This window comes from Sheuella amnicola (assembly GCF_010499255.1).
Taxonomy (GTDB): domain Bacteria; phylum Pseudomonadota; class Gammaproteobacteria; order Burkholderiales; family Burkholderiaceae_B; genus Zwartia; species Zwartia amnicola.
Map to the genome: position 1 here is coordinate 65,058 of NZ_JAAGRN010000011.1, position 22,442 is coordinate 87,499.

Below are 22,442 nucleotides of genomic sequence, written 5' to 3' on the forward strand. Positions count from 1 at the left end.
AAATTTGTTGGTGTTTTTCCGAATACGGCGTGTATCAGTTTGCATGCATGATGGTGTGCGAATCAACATCAATCAAAACAAATGATCGGAGATAATTTTGAAAAAACTGACTCTTGCCGTTGCGCTTTCTCTAACGGGCTTTGCTGCCACAACATCGCACGCCCAGTCTTCGGGTGGCGCTGTCAAGATTGGCGTTCTTGCCGATATGAGCTCAATCTATTCCTCCATTGGCGGTAAAGGTCTGGTGGATGCGGCCAAAATGGCTGTCGAGGATTTTGGCGGATCCGTTCTTGGCAAGCCCATAGAATTGCTCTCGGTCGACACGCAAAACAAAGTCGATGTCGCATCCAGTAGGGCTCGGCAGTGGTTCGATGTGGATGGTGTCGATATGGTCACCGATATGCCGACATCAGCTATTGCATTGGCGGTTAGTAAACTGGGTGAAGAAAAGAAAAAAATCGTGATGGTGACAAGCGCCGCGACATCTGATTTGACTGGTAAAGCATGTTCTCCCTACACAGCGCATTGGACATATGACACATACGCGATGTCCGTCGGTACGGCAGCAGCGGTTGTTAAGTCTGGTGGGGATACGTGGTACTTCCTGTCGGCGGATTATGCATTCGGCCAGGCTCTTGAGCGTGATGCCACTCAGGTTATCGAAGCGAATGGTGGCAAGGTGCTCGGTTCGGCAAAGCATCCACTAAGCGCTCCGGATTTCAGTTCCTTCATACTACAAGCTCAATCCTCCAAAGCAAAAGTGATTGGTTTGGCTAATGGTGGTCAGGATACGAGTAACGCAATCAAACAGGCGGCGGAATTCGGCGTAGGCAAAAGCGGTCAAAAGGTAGCGGCTTTGCTTGCATTCCTCTCGGATATTAAATCGATCGGATTGCCGCTTGCACAGGGGTTGTATCTGACGGAAGCATTTTATTGGGACTTGAACGATAAAACTCGTGAGTGGTCGCAGCGTTTTTATAAACGTAATGGCGTGATGCCAACCATGACGCAGGCTGGAACATATGGCGCGGTTACGCATTATCTTCAGGCAGTCAAGGCAGTCGGTTCCAAGGATTCGGACAAGGTGATGGCACAGATGCGCGAGACTCCGATTAATGATTTTATGACGACCAACGGAACACTTAGAAAGGACGGTCGTGTGGTGCGCGACATGTATTTATTCCAGGTCAAGACGCCTGCCGAGTCGAAAGGAGAGTGGGATTTGTACAAGACGATCGCAACGACACCGGGTAATATCGCATTTCGCCCGATGGACAAGGGCGGCTGTCCATTCATTAAATAATCCGAATCGATTTATGACCGTTGAAACAGATATGAATTTTGCATCGGACGATGATGTTCCGACGCGTTACATGCAAAGGACTCGCGATTGGTATCTCGCACTGGGATACGACAATCCATATCGTTGGGCGCATTATGCGGACGTTCCTTTCCAGCCGATGATCAAGCCAATCGAGAAAGCGACAGTGGCGTTGATTACAACTGCGTCTCCTTATGATCCTGAAAAAGGGGATCAGGGAATCGGTGCGCCTTATAACGCCGCTGCAAAGTTCTATCAAATCTACACTGGCGCTTCATGCGAAGATCATGATGTTCGTATTACGCATGTGGCAATCGATCGTAAGCATACGACAATGGAAGACAGCGGAACGTGGTTTCCATTGCCGGCCTTGCGTCAAGCCCAGGCCGATGGTCGAATTGGCAAGCTGGCAAATCGGTTCTATGGATTGCCCACGAATCGAAGCCAGCGCCACACTCTTGAAGTCGATTGTCCCGAACTGATACGACTTTGTCGTGAAGATGGTGTCGATGCGGTCGTGTTTGTGGCCAATTGTCCGGTCTGCCATCAGACGTGCAGTTTGGCTGCGCGCTATCTTGAGTCTGCCGGAATTTCAACAATTGTGATGGGTTGCGCCAAGGATATCGTTGAACATGTTGGGGTGCCGCGTTTTTTGTTTAGCGACTTTCCGCTGGGTAACGCAGCCGGTAAACCTAATGATCCCAAATCCCAATACTTCACATTGGATTTGGCATTGAAAACGTTGGCTAGTGCTCCCGGATCGAGAACAACCGTGCAATCTTCGCTCAAGTGGAGCGATTCCTATGCGTGGAAACGGGACTATTCGAATGTGCAATGCGTTTCACCTGAAGAATTGGCACGATTGCGCGAAAAGAACGATCAGGAAAAGGAAATTGCCAAAAAATTGCGAGAGGCCTTGTAAGCCTCTTGCCGGATTTGTCTGTCACTCAAAAATCAATTTGCGGTGACCCCGGCCCGCTTTAAAAGGGGGCCGAGCGTTTCGATCTCGTTCTTCAGATGAGTTTGAAGCTTCGCTGGGTTAGTCATGTCGGTTGAAACGGGTGACGTGCCTATGCTTTCTAGCTTTGCCTTGAGTTCAGGGTCTTGAACTGCTTTCGTTAATGCGGCGGACAGCTTTTCAATGACAGGCTTTGGCGTGTCTTTAGGAGCATAAAGGCCAAACCAGATGCTGATGTTGAAGTCTTTGATGCCCACTTCACTGAGAGCGGGTAGATTGGGCATCGAATCGAGACGCTTGGTTCCGGCTACAGCGTAGGGCTTGATTCTTCCGCTTTGAATTGCCGGAACAGTGCTGGTAGTCTGGTCGCACATGATATCGACTTGTCCACCCATCAAATCATTGAGTGCGGGTGCGGCCCCTTTGTAGGGGATCATGTCGATTTTGACTCCCAAGGCTTCGCTGAACATGAGCCCGCACAAGTGAGACGCCGACCCGATTCCTGCGTGCCCCATCGAGATTTTTCCGGAGTTGGCCTTAATGTATTCAATGAATTCCTTGGCGTCTTTAGGTGCGAAGTCTTTTCGGGCAGTGACAACCATAGGCCCCACGGTGGCAAGACCGATGGGTTCGAAGTCATTGATTGGGCTGTAGGAAAGGTTCTTGATCATTAATACGTTTGTGGCATGACTGATATGCGTCATCAGCAACGTATAGCCATCGGGGGTTGAGCGTGCGACCTTGCCAGTGCCGATACTTCCACCGGCACCGGACGGATTGTCCACAATAATTTGTTGCCCGAGTGATTTTTGCATCGCTGTGGCGAATAGCCGCGTAATCGTGTCTCCAGGGCCACCGGGTGCATAAGGCATAACCATTGTGATTGTACGCGTGGGGTAGTCTTGCGCGTATACACACGAGAAGCCCGTCACCAAGAGAAGAGTGCCGACGAGCTTGCCGATCGTTTGTTTCGGATTGCAAAATTTGGACATGAAGGTCTCCGTTAATCGGCGGTTTGATTCGAATGATCGAATCCGCACTTTTTACGGATCTTACAAGAGGTTAAGTTTCCTGAATACCTCTCGCAATCCCGAAGACGGGGCGATGAATCCGGAACGTATTGACGCTTAGTTACAGTCCTCGCATACTTACGCAGGGTATACAAGCGATAAACATTTTAGAGAGTTCGAGTCATGCCGATATCAATGCTGGAATCATCTATTTTTAAAGATATGTTCGGTACGGCAGCCATGCGTGCCGTGTTTGACGATGCAGCAACGGTTCGCCGTTATACCGAAACAGAAATTGCTTTGGCGAAGGTGCAGGCAGAACTTGGCATTATTCCGAAATCTGCTGCAAGCAAAATCGCCGAACTTGCAGATAGTTCAAAGCTTGATATGGCTGAGCTCAAGAGGGAAACCGAAATCGTTGGTTATCCGATATTGCCCCTTGTCCATCAGATTTCAAAGATGTGCGGACCTGATGGCGAATACTTGCATTGGGGTGCGACGACACAGGACATCATGGATACCGCAACCGTCCTTCAGGTTCGTGAAGCCTTGGAGTTGATAGAGGCGGATCTTGATGAACTGGACAGCATTCTCGATAGACTTTCCGATGATTACCGCGACGCACCCATGGCCGGACGCACACATTTGCAGCATGCGTTGCCGATCACGTTCGGATACAAGGTGGCGGTCTGGTTATTGATGATTCGTAGACATCGTGAAAGACTCGTTCAGCTCAAGCCCAGGGTTTTGATAGGCCAGTTTGGCGGAGCTGCAGGAACACTCGCATCCCTTGGTGATCAAGGATTGCCTGTGCATGCTGCTTTGATGCGAGAGCTGGGGCTCGGAGCTTCTCCCGTGACATGGCATGTCGCTCGGGACGGGTTGACTGAAGCGGTTCAGTTTCTTGCGCTTGTGACGGGTTCGCTTGGGAAAATCGCTTTAGATGTCATGTTGATGATGACCAATGAACTTGCCGAAGCATTCGAGCCCTTCGTAAAAGGTCGAGGCGCATCAAGCACGATGCCGCAAAAGCGTAATCCCATTTCTTGCGAATTGATGCTGAGCGCATCCAAAACAGTCAGGCAACACGCGGGACTCATGCTGGATGCCATGGTTCAAGACTTTGAGCGTGCAACTGGGCCCTGGCATATCGAGTGGTCGGCCATACCCGAGTCCTTCATTTTGACTGCAGGTGCGCTGCGGCAAGCCAAATTCATGCTGGCCGGATTAGAGGTCGACACGACCAGAATGCTGAAAAATCTGGACATGTCGGGTGGTTTGATTGTGGCCGAAGCCGTCATGATGGGATTGGCGCCTCATATAGGCAGGCAGACCGCGCATGATGTCGTTTATGACGCATGCAGAGTCGCGGCAACGAGTGGTCGAAAGCTATCGGAGGTTTTGAGCGAGGACGCAAAAATTACCTCAAAACTTGATCGCACGTTGATTGATCGGTTGTGCGATCCGGCGAATTATCTTGGAGCAGCGCCCCAGATGGTCGATAGAATGCGTGCCAGACAATTTGAAAATTAAAAATAATTTGAATCAAGTTCTGTTCTGATGTAGTCTGACACCATAAAACCGATAAATAAAACACAAAATATAGCCGCCAAGGTAAACGCACTTAGGCGCTTTAAAGTTCGTAGTCGACTGATAGGAGAAAAAACATGAAGTGGATTGGATCACTAGCTATTATGCTTGCGACAGTATTCTCAAGTGTTCATGCGCAAAATCTGTCTATTGCTACCGGCGGTACTGGGGGTGTTTATTACCCCATGGGAGGTGGATTGGCTTCGGTATTATCCAAGCATGTTCCTGGTATGTCCGCCACCGCCGAAGTTACCGGTGGATCCGTCGATAATTTGAATCTCATCAATTCCGGTAAGCCCTATCTAGCATTCACCATGGCTGATGCCGCCAAGGATGCGCTGGATGGCGATGGTAAGTTCAAGAATAAAAAAGTGGATCTGAAGACTCTACTGGTTCTTTATCCGAATCGCATGCATGTCGTCACTGTTGATGGCACAGGGATCAAAAGCATGAAGGATCTTAAAGGCAAGAGAATCAGCACGGGCTCACCCGGTAGTGCAACCGAGGTAATGGCTTTCAGATTGCTGGAAGCTGCTGGCCTTAATAAAGACAAGGATGTTAAGCGCGAACGTTTGAGTGTGGCTGAATCGGTTAATGCGATTAAAGATAGAAAAATCGAAGCATTTTTCTGGGTTGGAGGTCTGCCGACTGCCGCGGTCACAGATCTTGCCAATAGCCCCGGAATGAAGATTGTCATGATTGATCATTCGAACGAAGTGGAGGCTATGAACAAAAAGTACGGAAACCTGTACTTTAAGGATGTCATTCCAAAATCCACTTATAGCGGCATGGCAGCGGACAATAAGATAGCGTCCGTAGCGAATATTCTGGTCGCTAACGCCAAAATGCCGGATGACGAAGCGTATAAGATCGTCAAGGCTGTTTTCGATAATAAGGAAGAATTGGTTCGTACGCACCAAGAGTACGCCACCTTGTCACTGGATGGTCAGAAGTCCGCATCGACCCCGATTCCTTTTCATCCGGGCGCTGCGAAATATCTGAAGGAAAAGGGCGCCAAACTCGACTGAAACGGGTAAATCGTACAGTCTGTCTTGTTGAGCACACTAACTAGTGTGCTCAATTTTTAATTGGATGCAAAATGACCCAATCATCAATCGATACTGCGACACAAGAACAGTTGGACGCTTTCATTAAGCAGGAAGAGGGCGACTCTAACGATTATCGCGGTGCTCTGGCTGTTTTTATTACACTTGTGGCCGTTGCGCTGTCTGTGTTTCATCTTTACGCAGCCTACGAAATTGTTCCGACTCAGGAGCTTCGCACCATTCATGTTGGCCTAGTACTTTTTCTGGTGTATCTGAGTTTTCCGGTGGCGAACCGATTCAAGAATAGATTGATGTGGTGGGATGTGCTTTGCGCTCTCGCGGCGCTTTATATCGTTTATTACATTCTCAGTGGCGGGGATGATTTTTCAGATCGAAATACTTCACCAGATCGTTTGGACGTCATTGTTGGTATTGTGTTCATTCTGATGATACTGGAAGCGGTCAGACGAACCAATGGAATGATTTTGCTCAGTGTCACGGTTTTGTTCATTCTTTATTCGCTTTACGGAAATTACTTACCTGCTCCCTGGACGCATAAAGGCTACGACCTCGATAGGTTCGTCGGCTACATGTACATGACTCTTGAAGGGATTTTTGGAACGGCTGTCGATGTGTCGGCGACATTGATTATTTTGTTCACGATTTTCGGGGCGTTTCTTCAATTCACTGGCGCGGGTAAATTCTTCATTGATTTCTCGTTTGCCGCGATGGGCGGCAAGTCCTCAGGGGTGGGGCGAACCATTGTCATGTCGAGCTTTTTGCTTGGCGGTCCATCCGGATCCGGAGTGGCAACGACTGTTACCGTGGGATCCGTTGCTGCACCTATGCTGAATAAGGTTGGCTATGACAAAAACGCGGCTGGTGGATTATTAGCGGCAGGCGGACTTGGTGCGATTATTTCACCTCCGGTGCTTGGAGCCGCGGCATTTCTCATCGCCGATTTTTTGAAAATATCCTATCTTGATGTTTTGTTGATGGCATGTATTCCGACGGTCCTGTTCTACCTAGGGCTGTTCGTCATGGTCGAGATAGATGTACGCAAGTATGGAATGAAAAACATCCATTTCGAGGCTGCTGAAAGTGCATGGTCGCTTACTAAGAAATACTGGTTTCATTTCTTTTCACTTATTTCGATCGTAGTTTTCATGCTGTATGGATTTTCTCCGATCATGTCGGTTTTCTGGGCAACGGTTGTTTCGGCGATCAGTAGCATGTTGCGACGTGATACTGCGATCATTTCATATGATTGGTTGCGTGGAAAAGAACCGTTTTGGAATGGTTTATATCAGTCCAATCTAGTTAAAGCATTGGCTGCAGGCACCACTGGAGTCTTAGCTATCGCGGTGACTTGTGCCGGTGCAGGCCTCATTGTCGGCACAGTCACATTGACGGGCCTAGGCCTTAAATTCAGCTCGATCGTGATCCAGTATGCGGGCGGCTCCTTACTTTTAACAACGATTTATACAGGTCTGGTTGTATGGGTGGTTGGGCTGGCGGTGCCGGTCACTGCTTCATATATTATTTGCGCGGTAATTGCGGCGCCTGCTTTGATCAATCTTGGCGTACCGGCATTTGCCGCGCATATGTTCATTTTTTACTATGCCGTTCTCTCGGAGGTCTCGCCACCGACTGCTTTGTCTCCTTTTGCTGCTGCAGCGATTTGTAAAGGCGATCCTTACAAAACGACGATGCAGACATGGAAGTATGTTGCTCCAGCCATTCTTGTGCCGTTCATGTTCACCCTGGACAAGTCGGGGTCCGGACTGTTGTTGATGGGTTCAATGAACGGATTGATGCAGGCTGATTGGATGCAGATCGGCTGGACTTCCTTTACTGCAGTTGTCGGTGTAATTTGTCTGGCCGGAGGTCTTCAGGGCTGGTTTATAGAAAAGACAAATTTGTTCGAAAGAATTGTCATGATTATCGGAGGCGTTGCGCTTGCCTATCCTTCCGTCACCACAGATTTGGTTGGTTTCGCAAGTTTTGGGGTTGTGATTGCGACTCAATGGATCAGACATCTTAAACTACGCCGAATCCAGGCGTAATATTCAATCGTAATTCAAGGAAGATCATGCGTTTATTCAGTTATCAGGATGCAAGTCAACAAAAGAGAGTGGGTTTGTTGCGTTCAAATGATTCAAGCGAATTCATCGACTTGTCCGCAACAGACTCCAAGTTGCCGAATACTTTGATTGAAATCCTGTCTTCCGGTAACGCGATGAGTCACATTGCGACGTTAGCCAAGAGCGCTTCTGCTGTGATCAAGTCAATCGAAGGTGTGCGTTTTATTCCCTTGATCGATCGTCCCGGAAAAGTGATTTGTCTTGGCCTGAACTATGCCGATCATGCAGCTGAAGGGGGGCACTCGACTCCTGAATATCCCGCTTTTTTCATGCGTGGTCCGAGTTCGCTTGCCGCACATTTGCAACCATTGATTCGTCCAAGGGTTTCGGACAAATTCGATTATGAAGCTGAGCTTGCTTTCGTTGTCGGAAAAAAAGCGCGGCATTTGACTTCGGCAAACGCGTTGGACTATGTCGCCGGTTACAGTGCTTTTAATGATGGCAGCGTTCGGGATTATCAGCGCAAGTCCAGTCAGTGGACTATTGGCAAAAATTTCGACCAGACGGGTGGTTTTGGCCCTTGGTTGGTGACGCCTGACGAATTGCCTCTTGGCGCTTCAGGCTTGCGGATTCAATCCAGGTTAAACGGACAGGTGATGCAAGATGCGAATACTAAAAACTTTCTGTGCAATATCGTTCATACGCTGGTGTTAATTACCGAGTGCATGACGCTCGAACCGGGCGATGTCGTGATCACTGGTACGCCGGCAGGTGTTGGTTATGCCAGAAAGCCTCCCGTATTCATGAAGCAAGGCGACAAGATCGAAATCGATATCGAAGGGGTCGGCGTGTTGATTAATTCGATTCAGGATGAAGCCTGATAAATTTTATTTTCATGTAAAAAGGCCGCATTATGCGGCCTTTTTTTGTGCTTGTTTAAAAATTATTGTGGTTCGATCCCTGCCGCTTTAATGGCTTTTGCCCACTTGAGTGACTCAAGCTCAGTACGCTTTGCCAATGCCTCAGGTGTTCCGGGATCTGTTTCAAATCCGAGAGTGGCGAATTTTTCCTGAATGGCTTTGTCATTTGCGGCTGCATTCAACGCTTGGTTCAGCTTAAGAACGATGTCCTTGGGTGTTCCGGCAGGCGCGAATGCAGCAAAATAAGCGATGAGCTCGTAATCTTTCAAGCCAAGTGCTTCGTTGACCGTCGGCAGCTCAGGAATTGCCTTGGAGCGTTTGACAGAAGTAACCGCAAGGCCGCGTATTTTGTCATTCTTGATTTGAGGTAGCGTTACTGCAAAATCAGCCGTGAACATCATCACCTGCCCACCGATTAAATCAGTCATGGCCGCCGGACCACTTTTATAAGGTACGTTGACCATGTCGACCCCCGCCATGCCTGCCAGCATTGCACCCGAGACCAGTTGGGATGTACTGGCACTTGCATAGGTGACAAATCCTGGTTTAGCTTTGGCCATGTCGATCAATTCTTTCAGCGTTTGCGCCTTGACATCCTTATTGACCGCGACTATCAATGGTACAGCTCCCATGAAGCCGATCGGAGCAAACGCAGTGTCTTGATCGTAAGGCAGCTTTTTCATCAAGCTTTTCAGCGCGGCATTTGTACTGTTCGTGCCAATTAGTATGGTGTAGCCATCCGGCGCCGCTTTTGCAACCATATCGGCTCCAAGCATGCCATTGACGCCTGGTTTATTTTCCACCACGATCGTTTGCCCAAGCACTTCGGACATTTTTGCCGCAAATGCCCGCCCGATTTGATCCGTTGCACTACCGGCAGCGAAAGGGACGACTGCTTTAATCGGCTTGCTTGGATAGGTTTGCGCGATTGCCGTACCGCCGAGAAGTCCCAGTGCGCATGCGAATGCGGCCAGAGAGAAAGAGAGCCTATTTTTCATTAGACAATACCTTGTTCATGAAATTTTGAAATTTCAGCTGATGAGTAACCAATTTCGGAGAGTACTTCGTCAGTATGTTCACCCCAGGAAGGAGCCGTCGTGACTACATCGGCAGGTGTGCGTGAAAGAATAGCAGGTTGAGTGATGAAGTGTTTTTTCTTGCCGGCCGAATCGTTCACGGCTTTCGAGATATTCACTTGTTTGATGTGCTCGTCTTCAAACATCTCAGGGACGTTATAAACCTGTCCCGCCGGGACACCCGCCTTGTTCAGCGCATCGACCCAGTAAGCGACCGTATTGGTGCGAAAGACTTCGTTGAGCAATTTGTTGCAACGTGCGCGATTAATTGCGCGCGTCTTTTCGTTCGAAAAATCCGGGTCGGAAATCCATTCCGGCTTTTTGCATAACTCAGCCAGTTTGACCCAGTTGCCCTGTCCGGAAGCCCCCAGGTTGAATACACCATCACTTGCTTCAAATAATCCCATTGGACTTGATGTGGGGTGATCATTGCCGGCTTGTCCGGGAATATCACCTTCATTGAGATATCGGGCCGCCTGAAAGTCCATCATGGCGATCTGTGAGTGCAGCAACGACGCTTGCACCCATTGACCTTTGCCTGAGCGCTCGCGCTCATGGAGGGCAACAAGTATGCCGATGCCGGCGTAAAGGCCGGCACTCATATCCGCAACTGCTAGGCCCGCCCGGACAGGACCGCCACCGGGAATTCCGGTAACAGACATCAGTCCGCCCATACCCTGCATGATCTGATCAAAACCAGGCCTTGAAGCATAAGGGCCCGTTTGACCGTAGCCGGAAATACTCGCCAGAATGATCCTTGGATTCACTGCTGCCAGTGATTCGTAATCCACACCTAATTTCTTTTTGATATCCGGGCGCCAGTTTTCAACCACAACGTCAGCGGTCTTGACTAGGCGCATCATGATTTCAAGTGCACCAGGCTTCTTTAGATTAAGAGTGAGTGCGCGTTTATTGCGGTTCAAGTTCTGAAAATCGCCGCCTTCGCGGTTTCCGGCGAACATGCCTTCATTGGGGTCGACACCTTTTGGTGGTTCGATGCGAATGACATCTGCGCCAAAGTCGGCTAACAGGCGCACGCAATTCGGGCCTGCCCGCACACGGGACATATCCAGGACGCGAAGATTAGATAAAGCGGTGGAGGCTTGTATTTTTGACATAATTTATTGATTTATATATAAAAAATTAATTGTTGCTGATATGAAGTGCAGTCGGATGTGCTGCGAATTGGGTTGATTGTTTTTATAAGTTGCTTTAGGTGATATTGCAAGAGATACTAGCAGTCTGAAAATAAAAGGCGACATATGCCTAACAATGATTAAAACACGGGGTGAAAGGAGATTGTATGGCTGAGTTGATTGTTGAGAAAAAGGGTTCTGTCGGTTACATCACATTTTCGAATCCAACCAAAATGAACGCCATGACGGTTCAAATGTGGGGTGGTGTACCGGCTGCGATTCAGGCATTTGATCGAGATCCGGACGTGCGTGTGATTGTCTTGACAGGTTCGGGTGAAAAGGCCTTCATCTCAGGAGCGGACATTTCGCAATTCGAGGAGTTGCGGGCTGCGCAAGACACGCAGGAAGTCTATGAAAATGCGGTAACGGCGGCATTGGCCGCACCGATTCAATGTTCGAAACCAGTCATAGCAAAAATACGTGGATATTGTTTCGGCGGTGGGTTGGGCATGGCCGCTGCTTGCGATATTCGAATTTGTTCCGAAGATTCGACTTTCAGGATGCCGGCTGCGCGGTTGGGTGTGGGCTATGGTCATGTGGGAATCAAACGATTCACGGACTTGATTGGCTTGGCAAACGCTACGGATATTTATGTCACCGCAAGGCGGTTCGATTCTGCGGACGCTTTGCGAATGGGCTTTGTCAGCAAAGTTTGCACGGTTGCCGAATTGGATTCGGTGGTAGATCAATACACCAAAATGATTTCAGAGAATGCTCCTTTGACTGTTGCCGCAAGCAAATACAACATTAGACAAGTTTGCGCTGCTCCTGAAGATCAAGATATCGCTGGTGCGGTGCGGATGGTCGAGGCATGTTTTGCCAGCGAGGATTTCAAGGAGGGGCGCAAGGCCTTCATGGAGAAGCGTCAGCCAATATTCAAGGGTCGTTGAGGCTTTTAGAGACGACTTGACTAGATATTTTTATAACTGCGGTTGAGAATCTCGGTTGGAGAAATAATTGAAGAACTCGAAACTTTTACTGAAGGGTTTGATCGGGGCGATTTTGTCTCTTTCGGCCATTACAAGCCAAGCTGCCGATTATCCCGATAAACCTATCAGGATGATTGTCGGATACACGACCGGCGGGGCAGCCGATAAATTGATCAGACCTGTTGCTGACCGAGTGTCCAAGATTATCGGTCAGCAAATTATCATGGATTACAAGCCCGGGGCAGGTGGGGCAGTGGCGCTTGAGTTATTGACTCGAGCCCCCGCTGATGGTTACACCTTGCATATTGTTGACTCGGGACCATTGACGATTTTGCCGAGCTTGCGCAAAACTCCATATGATCCGGTCAAGGACTTTACGCCCGTCGCAATGCTGGCCGGTGGTGGATCTGTGATTGTGACATTGCCGAGTTCTCCGGCAAAGGACGTCAAAACATTAATCGAATTGGCCAAAAAGAATCCGCAAGATTGGAGTTATGGTACATCCGGAGTTGGTGGAGTGGCTCATTTGGCTGCAGAACAATTCAAGGTTGCAACCGGTTTGAAAATAGACCACGTCCCCTATAAAGGTGGAGCGCCGGCGGTAATTGAATTGCTGGGCGGACACATACCAATGCTTTTCTCATCTTTGGGATCGGCAGCCACTAATATTGAAGCGGGACGGTTGAAACCACTTGCTGTGACATCATTAAAACGCAGCGGATTATTTCCCGATGTGCCTACGCTTGCCGAATCAGGGTTCCCCGGCTTTGATTCTTCTATATGGTACGGAATCATCGCCCCCGCAGGTTTGCCAAAAGACGTGATGGATAAACTTGTGCCGGCCTTCAAGCAGGCGTTGGCGGATCCAGGTCAAATTGAGGCGATTCGCAAAGAAGGCTACGACGCGATGCCGATGACACCTCAAGAAATGCAAAAGAAAATCAAGGATGACATTGTGCAGTGGAATAAAGTCATCAAAGATACTGGTGTGAAGATCGATTGATTGACGCCCGGGGTTTCTCTATTACGACACCCCGGTTTCTGATTGCAACGAAGTTTGTAATTTAGGTGCGCTTCGGAAATTGCATCATGAGTATCGCCACTCCATTGCGATCACTCAAAATGGATGGCGCCGGATCATCCGGTGAGACGAATATGAGCGACTGTTCATGCGCTGTCTCGCCATTAATCGTGCATTCGCCTCGTAGTACCAGCCAGTACTGGCCACGACCGTTGGATGGTGAAGGTCCTTCGATTGGTGAGGTTGTCCGGGCTTGATAAAGCGTTGCTCCCAACCCGTCTTCGGCAAACGGAACAACTGTGCTTTGGACAACAGAATTCGCCGTGGATGACAGAAGACCATCAGCATTTAAGTCGGGTAAAACACAAACACCATGTCGGTATGGATGCTTGCGATCCATCAGTCCAGCTCTTTGCTCGGGCATCCAACGTGCACCGGGATCCCACCCGTTACGCAATGTGTAATATTGAATCGGAGTTTCTGTCGCTTGGATAGGCGCATAGGGCGTGAAGGCCATCGCATAATGAACAGTTAGTCCTGTTATCGGTTTTGTTCCAAAAAAACCGGTGCCTGCCACAAAAACTTGAAACTGATCAGCCTGATGATAGTGGCCAGGTAAACGACTGTTCGCTTCCTGTTCAACTAAAAATGCGATTGGTTCAAGCGGGGGAGGAAAGTCGACAGGATCATGAGGAGGCATGCCTAAAGTTCGTCGTTCGACGGAATTGATGCCAACATAGGACGATATCCACGTATTGGTGCCGTTTGGCAGTTGATAGTGGTGTCTTCTTTCGCGAGACTGGGCTCTTGAGACAACTGATTGCATCTGGAAAGACCTTGTTTTTTCGATATCGAGTTTAATTTTGCGGACTCTTTGGCAGATTGGCAAGCGCTCGCCTAAAGTTTTCCGGTAATGAAGTTGGTCGTTGAGTCGCACGTTCAACACAAACGTGCACAAATTGACCTTGTGCTGCGGCTAGATCAGAATCTTTCGTGAAAACGGCGACCTCATAGGAAATTGAACTGTTTCCGACTCTTCCGACGCGAACCCCTACCTGTATATTTCCGGGGGCGGATACTTGGCTGTGATAGCGACATTCGGAGGCGACTACGAGGGTTTGAAAGGGATCCGTCAGGTATTTTCTCAAGTCATTGCCAAGCAGAAAGCCATCTACCGCAGTGTCAAAAAATGAATAATAGTGGGCGTTATTGATGTGACCATATGCATCGTTATCAGCCCAGCGTAGTGTGATCATTTCGAAAAAATCGAAATCCTGGCGTCGCCATGGATTATTTGCGAAAGACTTAGTAGCTGAATTGCTCATGGTGATTAATGATTTGTATGAGTTCGAGAGATATATATCGCAAAAATGACAGCGCTACTATTATGATGCAACTTTGGAGCGTTAAGAATTCGACATGCTTATAGTCGGTTCTTGTCATGCGATAAAAAATGGAAATCACCCAGATCCAACTCAGTTATATCGAATTGCAAGATCGCATCATCGCCAGAATTAATCTAGGCGCGGATCGACATGTCGCACTAACTTTGACTCGACGCATATGTAAATTCATGATCGAAAATTTGGCATCATTCCTTAAGATGGATTTGCCGAAAACAAACACAAACGTTCAAATCGATAATGATTTTTCCGCTCAACGCAAATCGGAATTTATTGACCTAAACGAGATTGATAAGCCTGTATTGCCTGAAAACCCGATTGAGCCGGCGCATGCGTCGCTTCCACCCGGCGTCCAACGTGACCTACCTTTTGAAGAGCGTGGGCCGGAAGGAAGTTTGCTCGAAAAAGGTCATGAGTCGGTGTTGGTACTAAATGCGGGATGTGTTCGTTCCGATGAAGGCTTGACTTTTACCTTCATGATTGAAGGGGCCCAACCTTTGAATCTAAACTTAAGCTCCGCTTTAGCCACAGCCATATATCAGTTGTTGATTGATGTCGCTAAACGAACCCAGTGGTTTGATGGCCTGGGGCCGAAGTTGGAAGTAAATAGCACGCAGGCCGCAATGCCCTCTGAAGAAGAGAAAAAGTCGATCACTTATCATTAAAGAGTTTGAAACGAGTTGTGCTCAGGACCTGAAAAGCTTAATCTTTCTGCATCTAGAACATTGACGAGTGATGACTATGAGCCGCCAGCAAGCAATTGACTTAGCAACCGCCTATTTTGACCAAGGTGTTTTCGAATCCACGCTTCGTCGTCGCGTTGCGATGCCGACTGAAAGTCAGGAGCCCGGAAAGCTTAAAGAATTGACGGCTTATTTGACCGATGAATTGATTCCTGTGCTTGAGCCGCTAGGTTTTGAATGCAGACTGATTGAAAATCCTATTAAAGACGGTGCCCCGTTTCTTTTCGCCTATCGTGCAGAGAAGGGGTCTGATTTCACTGTCTTAAGTTACGGTCATGGTGATGTCGTTCGCGGCTATGCGCCTCAGTGGCACGCGGGACTTGATCCCTGGAAATTGAATATCCAGGGTGATCGTTGGTACGGTCGTGGATCCGCAGACAATAAAGGACAGCATTCGATCAATTTGGCTGCGCTGGAACAGGTCCTGATCGCGAGAAACGGCAAGCTCGGTTACGACGTAAAGTTAATTATTGAAATGGGCGAGGAAACAGGCTCTCCCGGCTTGAGGGAAGTTTGTGAGCAGAATGCAGAGTTATTCAAGTCCGATTTGTTCTTGGCTTCGGATGGTCCACGGGTGAGTGCGACTCGTCCAACGCTGTTTCTCGGCTCGCGAGGTGCGTTTAACTTCGAATTGAAGATTAATCTTAGACAGGGAGCGCATCACTCGGGCAATTGGGGCGGATTACTCAAAAACCCCGGCGTTCGCCTTGCGAATGCAATTGCCTCGATTTGCAATGAGAACGGAAAAATTCTGGTTCCCGGCTTGCTTCCAAAATCCTTGCCGGAGAACATAAAGCGCGCCCTTTCTACAATCCAGGTAGGCGGAGGCCCAAATGACCCTGAGATTGATCCGGACTGGGCGGAGCCGGGCTTAACTCTGGCCGAAAAGGTATTTGGCTGGAATACTTTTGAGACACTTGCCTTTAAGACTGGAAACCCCGATGCGCCTGTAAATGCAATTCCGGGCCACGCAATCGCTTACTGTCAATTGCGCTATGTTGTCGGAAGCGACAACGAGCACTTTATCGATCATCTTAGAGCCCATCTGGATGCGCATGGTTACGACGATATCGAGGTGTACGCCAGCCGTGGCGAGGCTGCTGAAGCGACGCGATTGGATCCTGATAATGCCTGGGTCAGAATGGCTGCTGCATCGATCAAGAGTTCGGTGGGCAAAGATGTCGATATTTTGCCAAACCTTGGTGGTTCGTTGCCTAACGATGCATTTTCGAAAATTTTGGGATTACCTACAGTATGGGTTCCGCATTCTTATGCCGCATGTTCGCAACATGCGCCTAACGAACATATGTTGGGCTCCATCGCGCGCGAGTCATTGCAGTTGATGGCGGGACTTTTTTGGGATTTGGGTGAAAAAGGCGCGAAGCTTGCCTCTTGATCGCCAATAAAAATTCGCCGCTTATGGTTAAGCGGCGAATTTGAGAGTACTCCCTTATTCGGCCTTGATATTGGCCTCTTGCACGATCCTTTGGTTGGCTGTGAATTCGCTTTTGATCGTTTTCGAGAATTCGGCCGGAGTGCTTGGCATCACCAGATTTTCAGCTTTACGCACTCTATCTTGTATCGCGTCTTCGACAAGGACTTTGTTCAACTCGGTATTGAATCGTTGAATGATCGTGTCGGGGGTCCCTGCGGGAGCGAAGAAACCGAACAAGGATGTCAAGTTTACTTCCGGGTAATTGAGTTCGGCAAAAGTCCTCACATCAGGTAGATTGGATAATCGCTTGGGTGCCCCCACCGCTAAGGGACGTAATTTTCCCTGCTCGATCAAGCTATTTAAGTTTGCGTATGGATTGGCCAGCATCAAGTCGAAGTGGCCACCTAGCGCATCGGTTGCAACCTGCCCACCGCCTTTATAAGGGACATGAGTGAGGTCCGTACTGGATTTTTTGCGGAGTTGCTCAACCATAATGTGCCCAACCGTACCGTAACCGGATGTCGCAATGGTGATGGATCCCGGCTTAACTTTACTCATCGCAATGACATCTTCAAAGCTTTTGCCTGTGAATTTAGGAGAGGCCAATAAATAAATCGGCGAATACATGACTGATCCCACTGGCACAAAATCCTTGAGCGCATCGTAGGGAACTTTCATGACATGCGGGTTTAGAGTGAGAGGACTGATGGCTGCAAAACCGAAGGTGTAACCATCCGGTTGAGCCTTTGCTACAAGATCCATTCCCAAGGTTCCGCCAGCGCCTGGCTTGTTTTCGACAATAATGGATTGACCAAGCACGGCAGAAAGGCGTTCTGAAACAATACGAACAATCGTGTCACTGACCCCCGCAGTCGGATACGGGACGATGACTTTTATGGACTTGTTTGGCCAGTTGGCACTTTGCGCGTTGGCTGTTACAGAAAAAATAGATGTCAACATTAAACCAAGCAGAGTACGTCGCGAAATCATATTCAAACTTCCTTTTCAAACCATCTTCTAACTAATCTATCCCAAAACTCTGCGCCGATTCCAAGTATGTCGTCGTTAAAGTCGTAGGCTGCATTGTGCAAACTGATTCCTGGCAAGCCACCATGTCCATTGCCTATGAATCCATAGGCACCGGGCACTTTTTCGAGCATGAAACTAAAGTCTTCCGCAGTCATTTCCGGCAACACATTTGGATTAGTGTTTTTATGACCGACTGTTTCGGCCATCACCTGGGCCATGAATGTGGCTTCATCCGGATGATTGACTGTGCTTGGATATCCGGGTTTGATGATGACTTTGGCAGTGGCTCCGTGCGCAGCTGCAACAAGTTCGCTCATCTTCTCCATTGATGACAGTATGTGGCGATGGGTTTCGGTTTTCAGTGTCCTGCATGTTCCGTAGATGACCGCTTCATTGGGAATGATGTTTTCCACTGTGCCCGAGTCAATTCTCCCGACCGTAAAAACCGCCGAATCGAGTGGATCAACTGTTCGTGACACGAGAGATTGCAGTTGGGTGACCAGAGCGCAAGCAATTGGTATCGGATCGATGGTGGTGTGAGGTTGCGCTGCATGACCACCTTTGCCCATGATTCTGATTTCAAAGCGGTTGGTTGCCGCCATGATGGGGCCCGGTCGCACGCCCATCCTTCCGGCAGGCATGGCAGGCCAGTTATGGAGAGCAAAGCAGGCTTTTACCGGAAATAGATCGAACAGCCCCTCTTCAATCATGATGCGAGCGCCTGCGCCCCCTTCCTCTCCTGGTTGAAAAATGAAATGGACTGTACCGTCGAAATCGGGTTTCGCACTCAATAATGTTGCTCCACCTAGCAACATGGCTGTGTGACCGTCATGTCCGCAAGCATGCATACGACCGACATTTTGACTGGCGTAGTCGAATGAATTTGATTCGGTAATGGGTAAAGCATCCATATCAGCTCGCAATCCGATCGCTCTGGCAGGATCGGAGGCACGCGAACCTTTACCCTTAAGCGTTGCGACGATTCCAGTTTTGCTTAAGCCTCTGTGTATAACAAGACCAAGAGACGCAAGGTAGTTCGCTATCTGGTCGGATGTTCGAACCTCTTCAAACTTAAGTTCCGGATTCTGGTGGAGGTCTCGTCGAAACTTGATTAGATTGCCCAGATAGGGGGTGATATCGGGGGATGTATGCATAGGTAGAGTTTTAAATAACGAATCTTATGAAGGTCGCGGTGAAATCAATCAGTCGATTTTGGCGCCATAGGTTTTTATCACAGCTGACCAAATTGACAGCAAGTTTAATAGCCTAGATTGAATGCGCATGTTGATTTATCGTGTTGAATGTTGAAACTTGTTTGGGCAGTCCGCAAGTCAGTATATAGTTTCAAACGGACTTTCAGCTTCTTCTTATCAAACTGTGGAAAGCTTTCAATGAAAACAGAATTCGATCTTCTGATTCGCAATGCGACAGTCGTGGATGGAACAGGTGACATGCGTTACGAGGCGGATATTGGCATCATCGGCGATCGGATTGCAAAAATTGGCAACTTGTCCGCTTCTTCCGCTAAAAATGAAATTGATTTAGAGGGGAAAGTGGCAGCGCCAGGGTTTATCGATGCTCATACCCATGATGATCGGATGATGCTGTCAGATCCGGAGATGACACCCAAAATCAGCCAGGGCGTGACAACAATTATTGGCGGCAATTGCGGTATTTCGCTGGCGCCTATGCCAAGACCGATTCCTGATCCTGTGACGCCTCCACTGAATTTGCTCGATGATTTAGGCGGATGGTTTAAGTTTCCTACTTTCGCAGCTTATATTGAGGAACTGAATAAAACGCCATCGGCTACGAATAGAGCGATGCTGGTTGGCCATACGACATTAAGAGTCGCTGTTCTGGATGATTTAAACAAGCCTGCAACTCTAGATCAAATTGCCAGAATGCAAGAACTGGTCAAAGAGGCAATGCAAGCTGGAGCAATTGGAGTGTCAACCGGATTGTTTTATGAGCCGGCGGTTGCTGCACCGACAGAAGAGGTCATTGAGGTTTGTAAGCCCTTGAAAGAGTTCAACGGGTTGTACTGCACACACATGCGCGATGAGGCGGATGGAGTCATGGACTCACTTGAGGAGTCATTCAAGATCGGTCGTGAGGTTGGTGTCCCGGTAGTCATTTCGCATCACAAGGTCATCGGTCAGAAAAATTACGGGCGATCGGTTGAAACGCTTGAATTTATCAAAAAGAGTATGGCTAAGCAGCCTATTTGTCTGGATTGTTATCCATATGCTGCTGGGTCGACTGTTTTATCCTGGAGTCGGGCGGTTACCTCGCAACGAGTCATCGTGACTTGGTCAAAGTCTTTGCCAGAGTATGCCGGCCAGGATCTGGAAAAGATCGCCCAAAAGATGGGTGTGACGCAGGAACAAGCTGTTGAAAAACTGTTGCCGGCAGGGGCGATTTATTTCAGGATGGATGAGCAGGATGTGCAAAAAATTCTTGAATTCGGCCCAACCATGATCGGCTCAGATGGGTTGCCCCATGATGCGTCTCCCCATCCGCGCTTATGGGCAACTTTTCCAAGGGTATTGGGCCATTATCGTCGTGAACTCGGTCTGTTTTCCCTTGAAAGTGCAGTGCACAAAATGACCGGATTGACTGCGCGTAACTTCGGGCTGTCCGATCGGGGAGTGTTGAAAGAAGGCGCATATGCCGATCTGACACTCTTTGACGAAACAACCGTGGATGCGGCTGCAACGTACGAGAACCCCATTGCCTTGTCCCGGGGGATAGAAACAGTCGTCGTAAATGGCGAGATTGTCTGGGATCAAGGTCAAGCAACCGGTGTGCGACCTGGTCGAGTGTTGTCGCGATCGATGTAGACCAGTTCAAAATAAATCGACAACTTCAAGCAACCAAAAACTAAGTCATTGAGACGAGACATGGACCAAATTTTGCAAAAACTGGATGAATCGCAATTAAAACGGGCAATCAATCTTCTGGATGATGAATGGCTTAGCGATGACCATGAGCTAGGACCTGTAGTGCCTCTGGTTTTGTCCAGAGGGGTGGGTCAGGATTGGCACAAAGCCGGTACCTTCCGTCATCACCTGATCGGGGTGACACGTACGTTGACACTCTGGCAACAGCCGCTACATGTCAGACAGCTTGGTTTGTTGCACAGCGTGTATGGTAATGCCCATGTGGACTTGATGAAGTTCGATATCAAGACAGAGCGTGGCAGGTTGCAAGAAGCCGTTGGTGTCGAAGCAGAGCGTTTAATTCATTTATTCTGCGTCATGTCCCGTACGGAATTTTTGCGAGAGTTGTTTAGTGGCAAACTAAACGACGATGGTAGTTTGCCGATGACCTTGAACGGTCAGCCATTTGTGCTTGAGGCCAAAGACGTTGCGGTATTTATTGTGACGACGATGGCCGATATTTGCGAGCAATGGTACAGCTGGCAAGATGATATTTACATGGGCTATCCTGATTACCAACCTCAATCCGCCCAGGTGCATTGGCCATCAGCGCTTTGGCCCGGACCGATGCGACCCACGACATATCGTGTTGGTCATATGTCGAGATTGGCAAACTATCTGCATCATCCCGGACTGAAGGGGCGCTTGCCGCAACCGCCCGTATTTAATTCTGGAACCCAGGTGCTGGCGCCGGGCGATGAGGCCTCGGCATCATCCCTGTATTGGTCTGTCATTTCTCAACAGCATCCGATGATGTCCTCTGAAGCGACGCAGGCGATGCTTGAACAAGCTATTAAATTAAACCCATGGGTGGGCGAACCACAATTGATACTTGCACAGTTGCACCTGACTCATAGAAACTTTGAGTTGGCACAAGAGTGCGCAGCTAGTGGTGTTCAGCTTGTTTCCTCATGGGGGAATTCCTGGGATAAGCGAATTGGATGGGATGCCTGGCTGGCTTGGGGACGTGTTTTACTGGAGTCGGCTCAAAAAAGGGTATGGCCGGAACATCTAAATAAACTAAACAATGTCGCTTTGTCCCCCGAATGATATGATCCTTGGGTTTTATCCGCTATTGCATAGGTAAAGACCGGTATGCGTATATTAGTTGCCCATCCTATTCGTATTGTTCGGATCGCTTTGACTAAGCTTGCCGATTCGGTTGATGGTTGTCACGTTGTCAACTCATTTGCTTCCATAGATTCGACAGTTCAATATCTTGAAGGGTCTGAAGAGGCAATTGATTTGATTTTGATCGATTCGTCCATAGCATCTCCGGGGTCGATCACCAGGCTTGTCGGTGCAACGTTAGCGAAGGTAATTGTTCTCTCAAATGACGAAAACTCGCTGAGCATTGATGGTTGGGTGAAAGAAGGTGTTCGAGGTGTGCTTGGTCCGACAGCGGACGAACAGCACTTTGAAAAAGCGCTTCTAAAAGTATGTGAAGGTGAATATTGGCTGAATCGCGATGTCACCTCACGAATTCTGAGTGGTATCGGGCATGCGCAAGAGCAAAGCGCAGAGCAGGCACTGATCGGATTATTGACCGCAAAAGAAAAACTAGTAGTGAAAGCCCTGGTGAACGGCGAAGGTCAAACATTGCGCGCCACCGCGCAACAGCTCAATATTAGCGAGAATACCGTCCGAAATCATTTGACTTCAATATATTCAAAACTCGGTATTGCGAATCGTCTGGAGTTGTTTGTTTTTGCGCAGCGATTTATGGCGGATTAAAGGTT

At 48.7% G+C, this 22,442-nt stretch carries 20 protein-coding genes; 13 read left to right on the forward strand and 7 right to left on the reverse strand.

What is annotated here, in order from left to right; all coding sequences use genetic code 11:
* The first annotated feature begins 94 nt into the window (after positions 1-94).
* Together G3I67_RS14050 and G3I67_RS14055 are read left to right on the forward strand one after the other, a co-directional pair.
* On the forward strand, positions 95-1,303 hold the full coding sequence (locus G3I67_RS14050; RefSeq protein ID WP_375539327.1) for an ABC transporter substrate-binding protein: 1,209 nt from the start codon (positions 95-97) through the stop codon (positions 1,301-1,303).
* Positions 1,304-1,334: 31 nt separating this feature from the next.
* Positions 1,335-2,243, forward strand: coding sequence for a glycine/sarcosine/betaine reductase selenoprotein B family protein (locus tag G3I67_RS14055; RefSeq protein ID WP_203583677.1), 909 nt, complete (start codon positions 1,335-1,337; stop codon positions 2,241-2,243).
* 32 nt (positions 2,244-2,275) lie between these two features.
* Here G3I67_RS14055 and G3I67_RS14060 read toward each other — a convergent pair whose 3' ends face one another.
* The gene (locus G3I67_RS14060; RefSeq protein WP_163656170.1) at positions 2,276-3,271 is read right to left on the reverse strand and encodes a Bug family tripartite tricarboxylate transporter substrate binding protein; all 996 of its coding nucleotides are present in this window, start codon (positions 3,269-3,271) and stop codon (positions 2,276-2,278) included.
* Positions 3,272-3,472: 201 nt separating this feature from the next.
* Here G3I67_RS14060 and G3I67_RS14065 point away from each other — a divergent pair, with 201 nt between their 5' ends.
* From G3I67_RS14065 to G3I67_RS14080, 4 genes are all read left to right on the forward strand, one after another.
* Entirely contained in the window at positions 3,473-4,822 is a 1,350-nt protein-coding gene (locus G3I67_RS14065) for a class-II fumarase/aspartase family protein (protein WP_163656171.1), read from the forward strand.
* 134 nt (positions 4,823-4,956) lie between these two features.
* Entirely contained in the window at positions 4,957-5,907 is a 951-nt protein-coding gene (locus G3I67_RS14070) for a TAXI family TRAP transporter solute-binding subunit (protein WP_163656172.1), read from the forward strand.
* A 71-nt stretch (positions 5,908-5,978) separates the two neighbouring features.
* A complete protein-coding gene (locus G3I67_RS14075; RefSeq protein WP_163656173.1) occupies positions 5,979-7,991 on the forward strand; it encodes a TRAP transporter permease in 2,013 nt (670 codons plus the stop codon).
* A gap of 26 nt (positions 7,992-8,017) precedes the next feature.
* The gene (locus G3I67_RS14080) at positions 8,018-8,890 is read left to right on the forward strand and encodes a fumarylacetoacetate hydrolase family protein (RefSeq protein WP_163656174.1); all 873 of its coding nucleotides are present in this window, start codon (positions 8,018-8,020) and stop codon (positions 8,888-8,890) included.
* Between the two features lie 62 nt (positions 8,891-8,952).
* Here G3I67_RS14080 and G3I67_RS14085 read toward each other — a convergent pair whose 3' ends face one another.
* Together G3I67_RS14085 and G3I67_RS14090 are read right to left on the reverse strand one after the other, a co-directional pair.
* Positions 8,953-9,927, reverse strand: a complete 975-nt coding sequence (locus G3I67_RS14085) for a Bug family tripartite tricarboxylate transporter substrate binding protein (RefSeq protein WP_163656175.1) — start codon at positions 9,925-9,927, stop codon at positions 8,953-8,955.
* Positions 9,927-11,123 (reverse strand): CaiB/BaiF CoA transferase family protein, encoded by a 1,197-nt coding sequence (locus G3I67_RS14090; protein ID WP_163656176.1) that lies wholly within the window; start codon positions 11,121-11,123, stop codon positions 9,927-9,929. The genes G3I67_RS14085 and G3I67_RS14090 overlap by 1 nt, the downstream gene beginning before the upstream one ends.
* Before the next feature lie 185 nt (positions 11,124-11,308).
* Here G3I67_RS14090 and G3I67_RS14095 point away from each other — a divergent pair, with 185 nt between their 5' ends.
* Together G3I67_RS14095 and G3I67_RS14100 are read left to right on the forward strand one after the other, a co-directional pair.
* Positions 11,309-12,091 (forward strand): enoyl-CoA hydratase, encoded by a 783-nt coding sequence (locus G3I67_RS14095; protein ID WP_163656177.1) that lies wholly within the window; start codon positions 11,309-11,311, stop codon positions 12,089-12,091.
* Positions 12,092-12,158: 67 nt separating this feature from the next.
* Complete coding sequence (locus G3I67_RS14100) at positions 12,159-13,133, forward strand: Bug family tripartite tricarboxylate transporter substrate binding protein (protein WP_163656178.1); 975 nt, start codon at positions 12,159-12,161, stop codon at positions 13,131-13,133.
* 61 nt (positions 13,134-13,194) lie between these two features.
* Here G3I67_RS14100 and G3I67_RS14105 read toward each other — a convergent pair whose 3' ends face one another.
* Positions 13,195-13,977 carry a hypothetical protein gene (locus tag G3I67_RS14105; protein WP_163656179.1) on the reverse strand — a complete coding sequence of 261 codons (783 nt, stop codon included), beginning with the start codon at positions 13,975-13,977 and terminating at the stop codon, positions 13,195-13,197.
* A 31-nt stretch (positions 13,978-14,008) separates the two neighbouring features.
* A complete protein-coding gene (locus G3I67_RS14110; RefSeq protein WP_163656180.1) occupies positions 14,009-14,476 on the reverse strand; it encodes an acyl-CoA thioesterase in 468 nt (155 codons plus the stop codon).
* 248 nt (positions 14,477-14,724) lie between these two features.
* On the opposite strand from G3I67_RS14110, the gene G3I67_RS14115 reads away from it, so the two are divergent.
* On the forward strand, positions 14,725-15,219 hold the full coding sequence (locus G3I67_RS14115; protein WP_163656181.1) for a hypothetical protein: 495 nt from the start codon (positions 14,725-14,727) through the stop codon (positions 15,217-15,219).
* Between the two features lie 76 nt (positions 15,220-15,295).
* On the forward strand, positions 15,296-16,693 hold the full coding sequence (locus G3I67_RS14120; protein WP_163656182.1) for a M20 family metallopeptidase: 1,398 nt from the start codon (positions 15,296-15,298) through the stop codon (positions 16,691-16,693).
* A 54-nt stretch (positions 16,694-16,747) separates the two neighbouring features.
* Here the strand turns inward: G3I67_RS14120 and G3I67_RS14125 are convergent, their stop codons facing one another.
* Positions 16,748-17,722, reverse strand: a complete 975-nt coding sequence (locus G3I67_RS14125) for a Bug family tripartite tricarboxylate transporter substrate binding protein (protein WP_163656183.1) — start codon at positions 17,720-17,722, stop codon at positions 16,748-16,750.
* A gap of 2 nt (positions 17,723-17,724) precedes the next feature.
* Positions 17,725-18,915 (reverse strand): M20 aminoacylase family protein, encoded by a 1,191-nt coding sequence (locus G3I67_RS14130; protein ID WP_163656184.1) that lies wholly within the window; start codon positions 18,913-18,915, stop codon positions 17,725-17,727.
* 237 nt (positions 18,916-19,152) lie between these two features.
* Here G3I67_RS14130 and G3I67_RS14135 point away from each other — a divergent pair, with 237 nt between their 5' ends.
* The 3 genes from G3I67_RS14135 to G3I67_RS14145 are packed head-to-tail and all read left to right on the forward strand — an operon-like array spanning position 19,153 to position 22,437.
* The gene (locus G3I67_RS14135) at positions 19,153-20,604 is read left to right on the forward strand and encodes an N-acyl-D-amino-acid deacylase family protein (RefSeq protein WP_163656185.1); all 1,452 of its coding nucleotides are present in this window, start codon (positions 19,153-19,155) and stop codon (positions 20,602-20,604) included.
* A 60-nt stretch (positions 20,605-20,664) separates the two neighbouring features.
* Positions 20,665-21,753, forward strand: a complete 1,089-nt coding sequence (locus tag G3I67_RS14140) for a DUF6817 domain-containing protein (protein WP_163656186.1) — start codon at positions 20,665-20,667, stop codon at positions 21,751-21,753.
* A gap of 45 nt (positions 21,754-21,798) precedes the next feature.
* Positions 21,799-22,437, forward strand: a complete 639-nt coding sequence (locus G3I67_RS14145; protein WP_163656187.1) for a response regulator transcription factor — start codon at positions 21,799-21,801, stop codon at positions 22,435-22,437.
* The last annotated feature ends 5 nt before the right edge of the window (positions 22,438-22,442 follow it).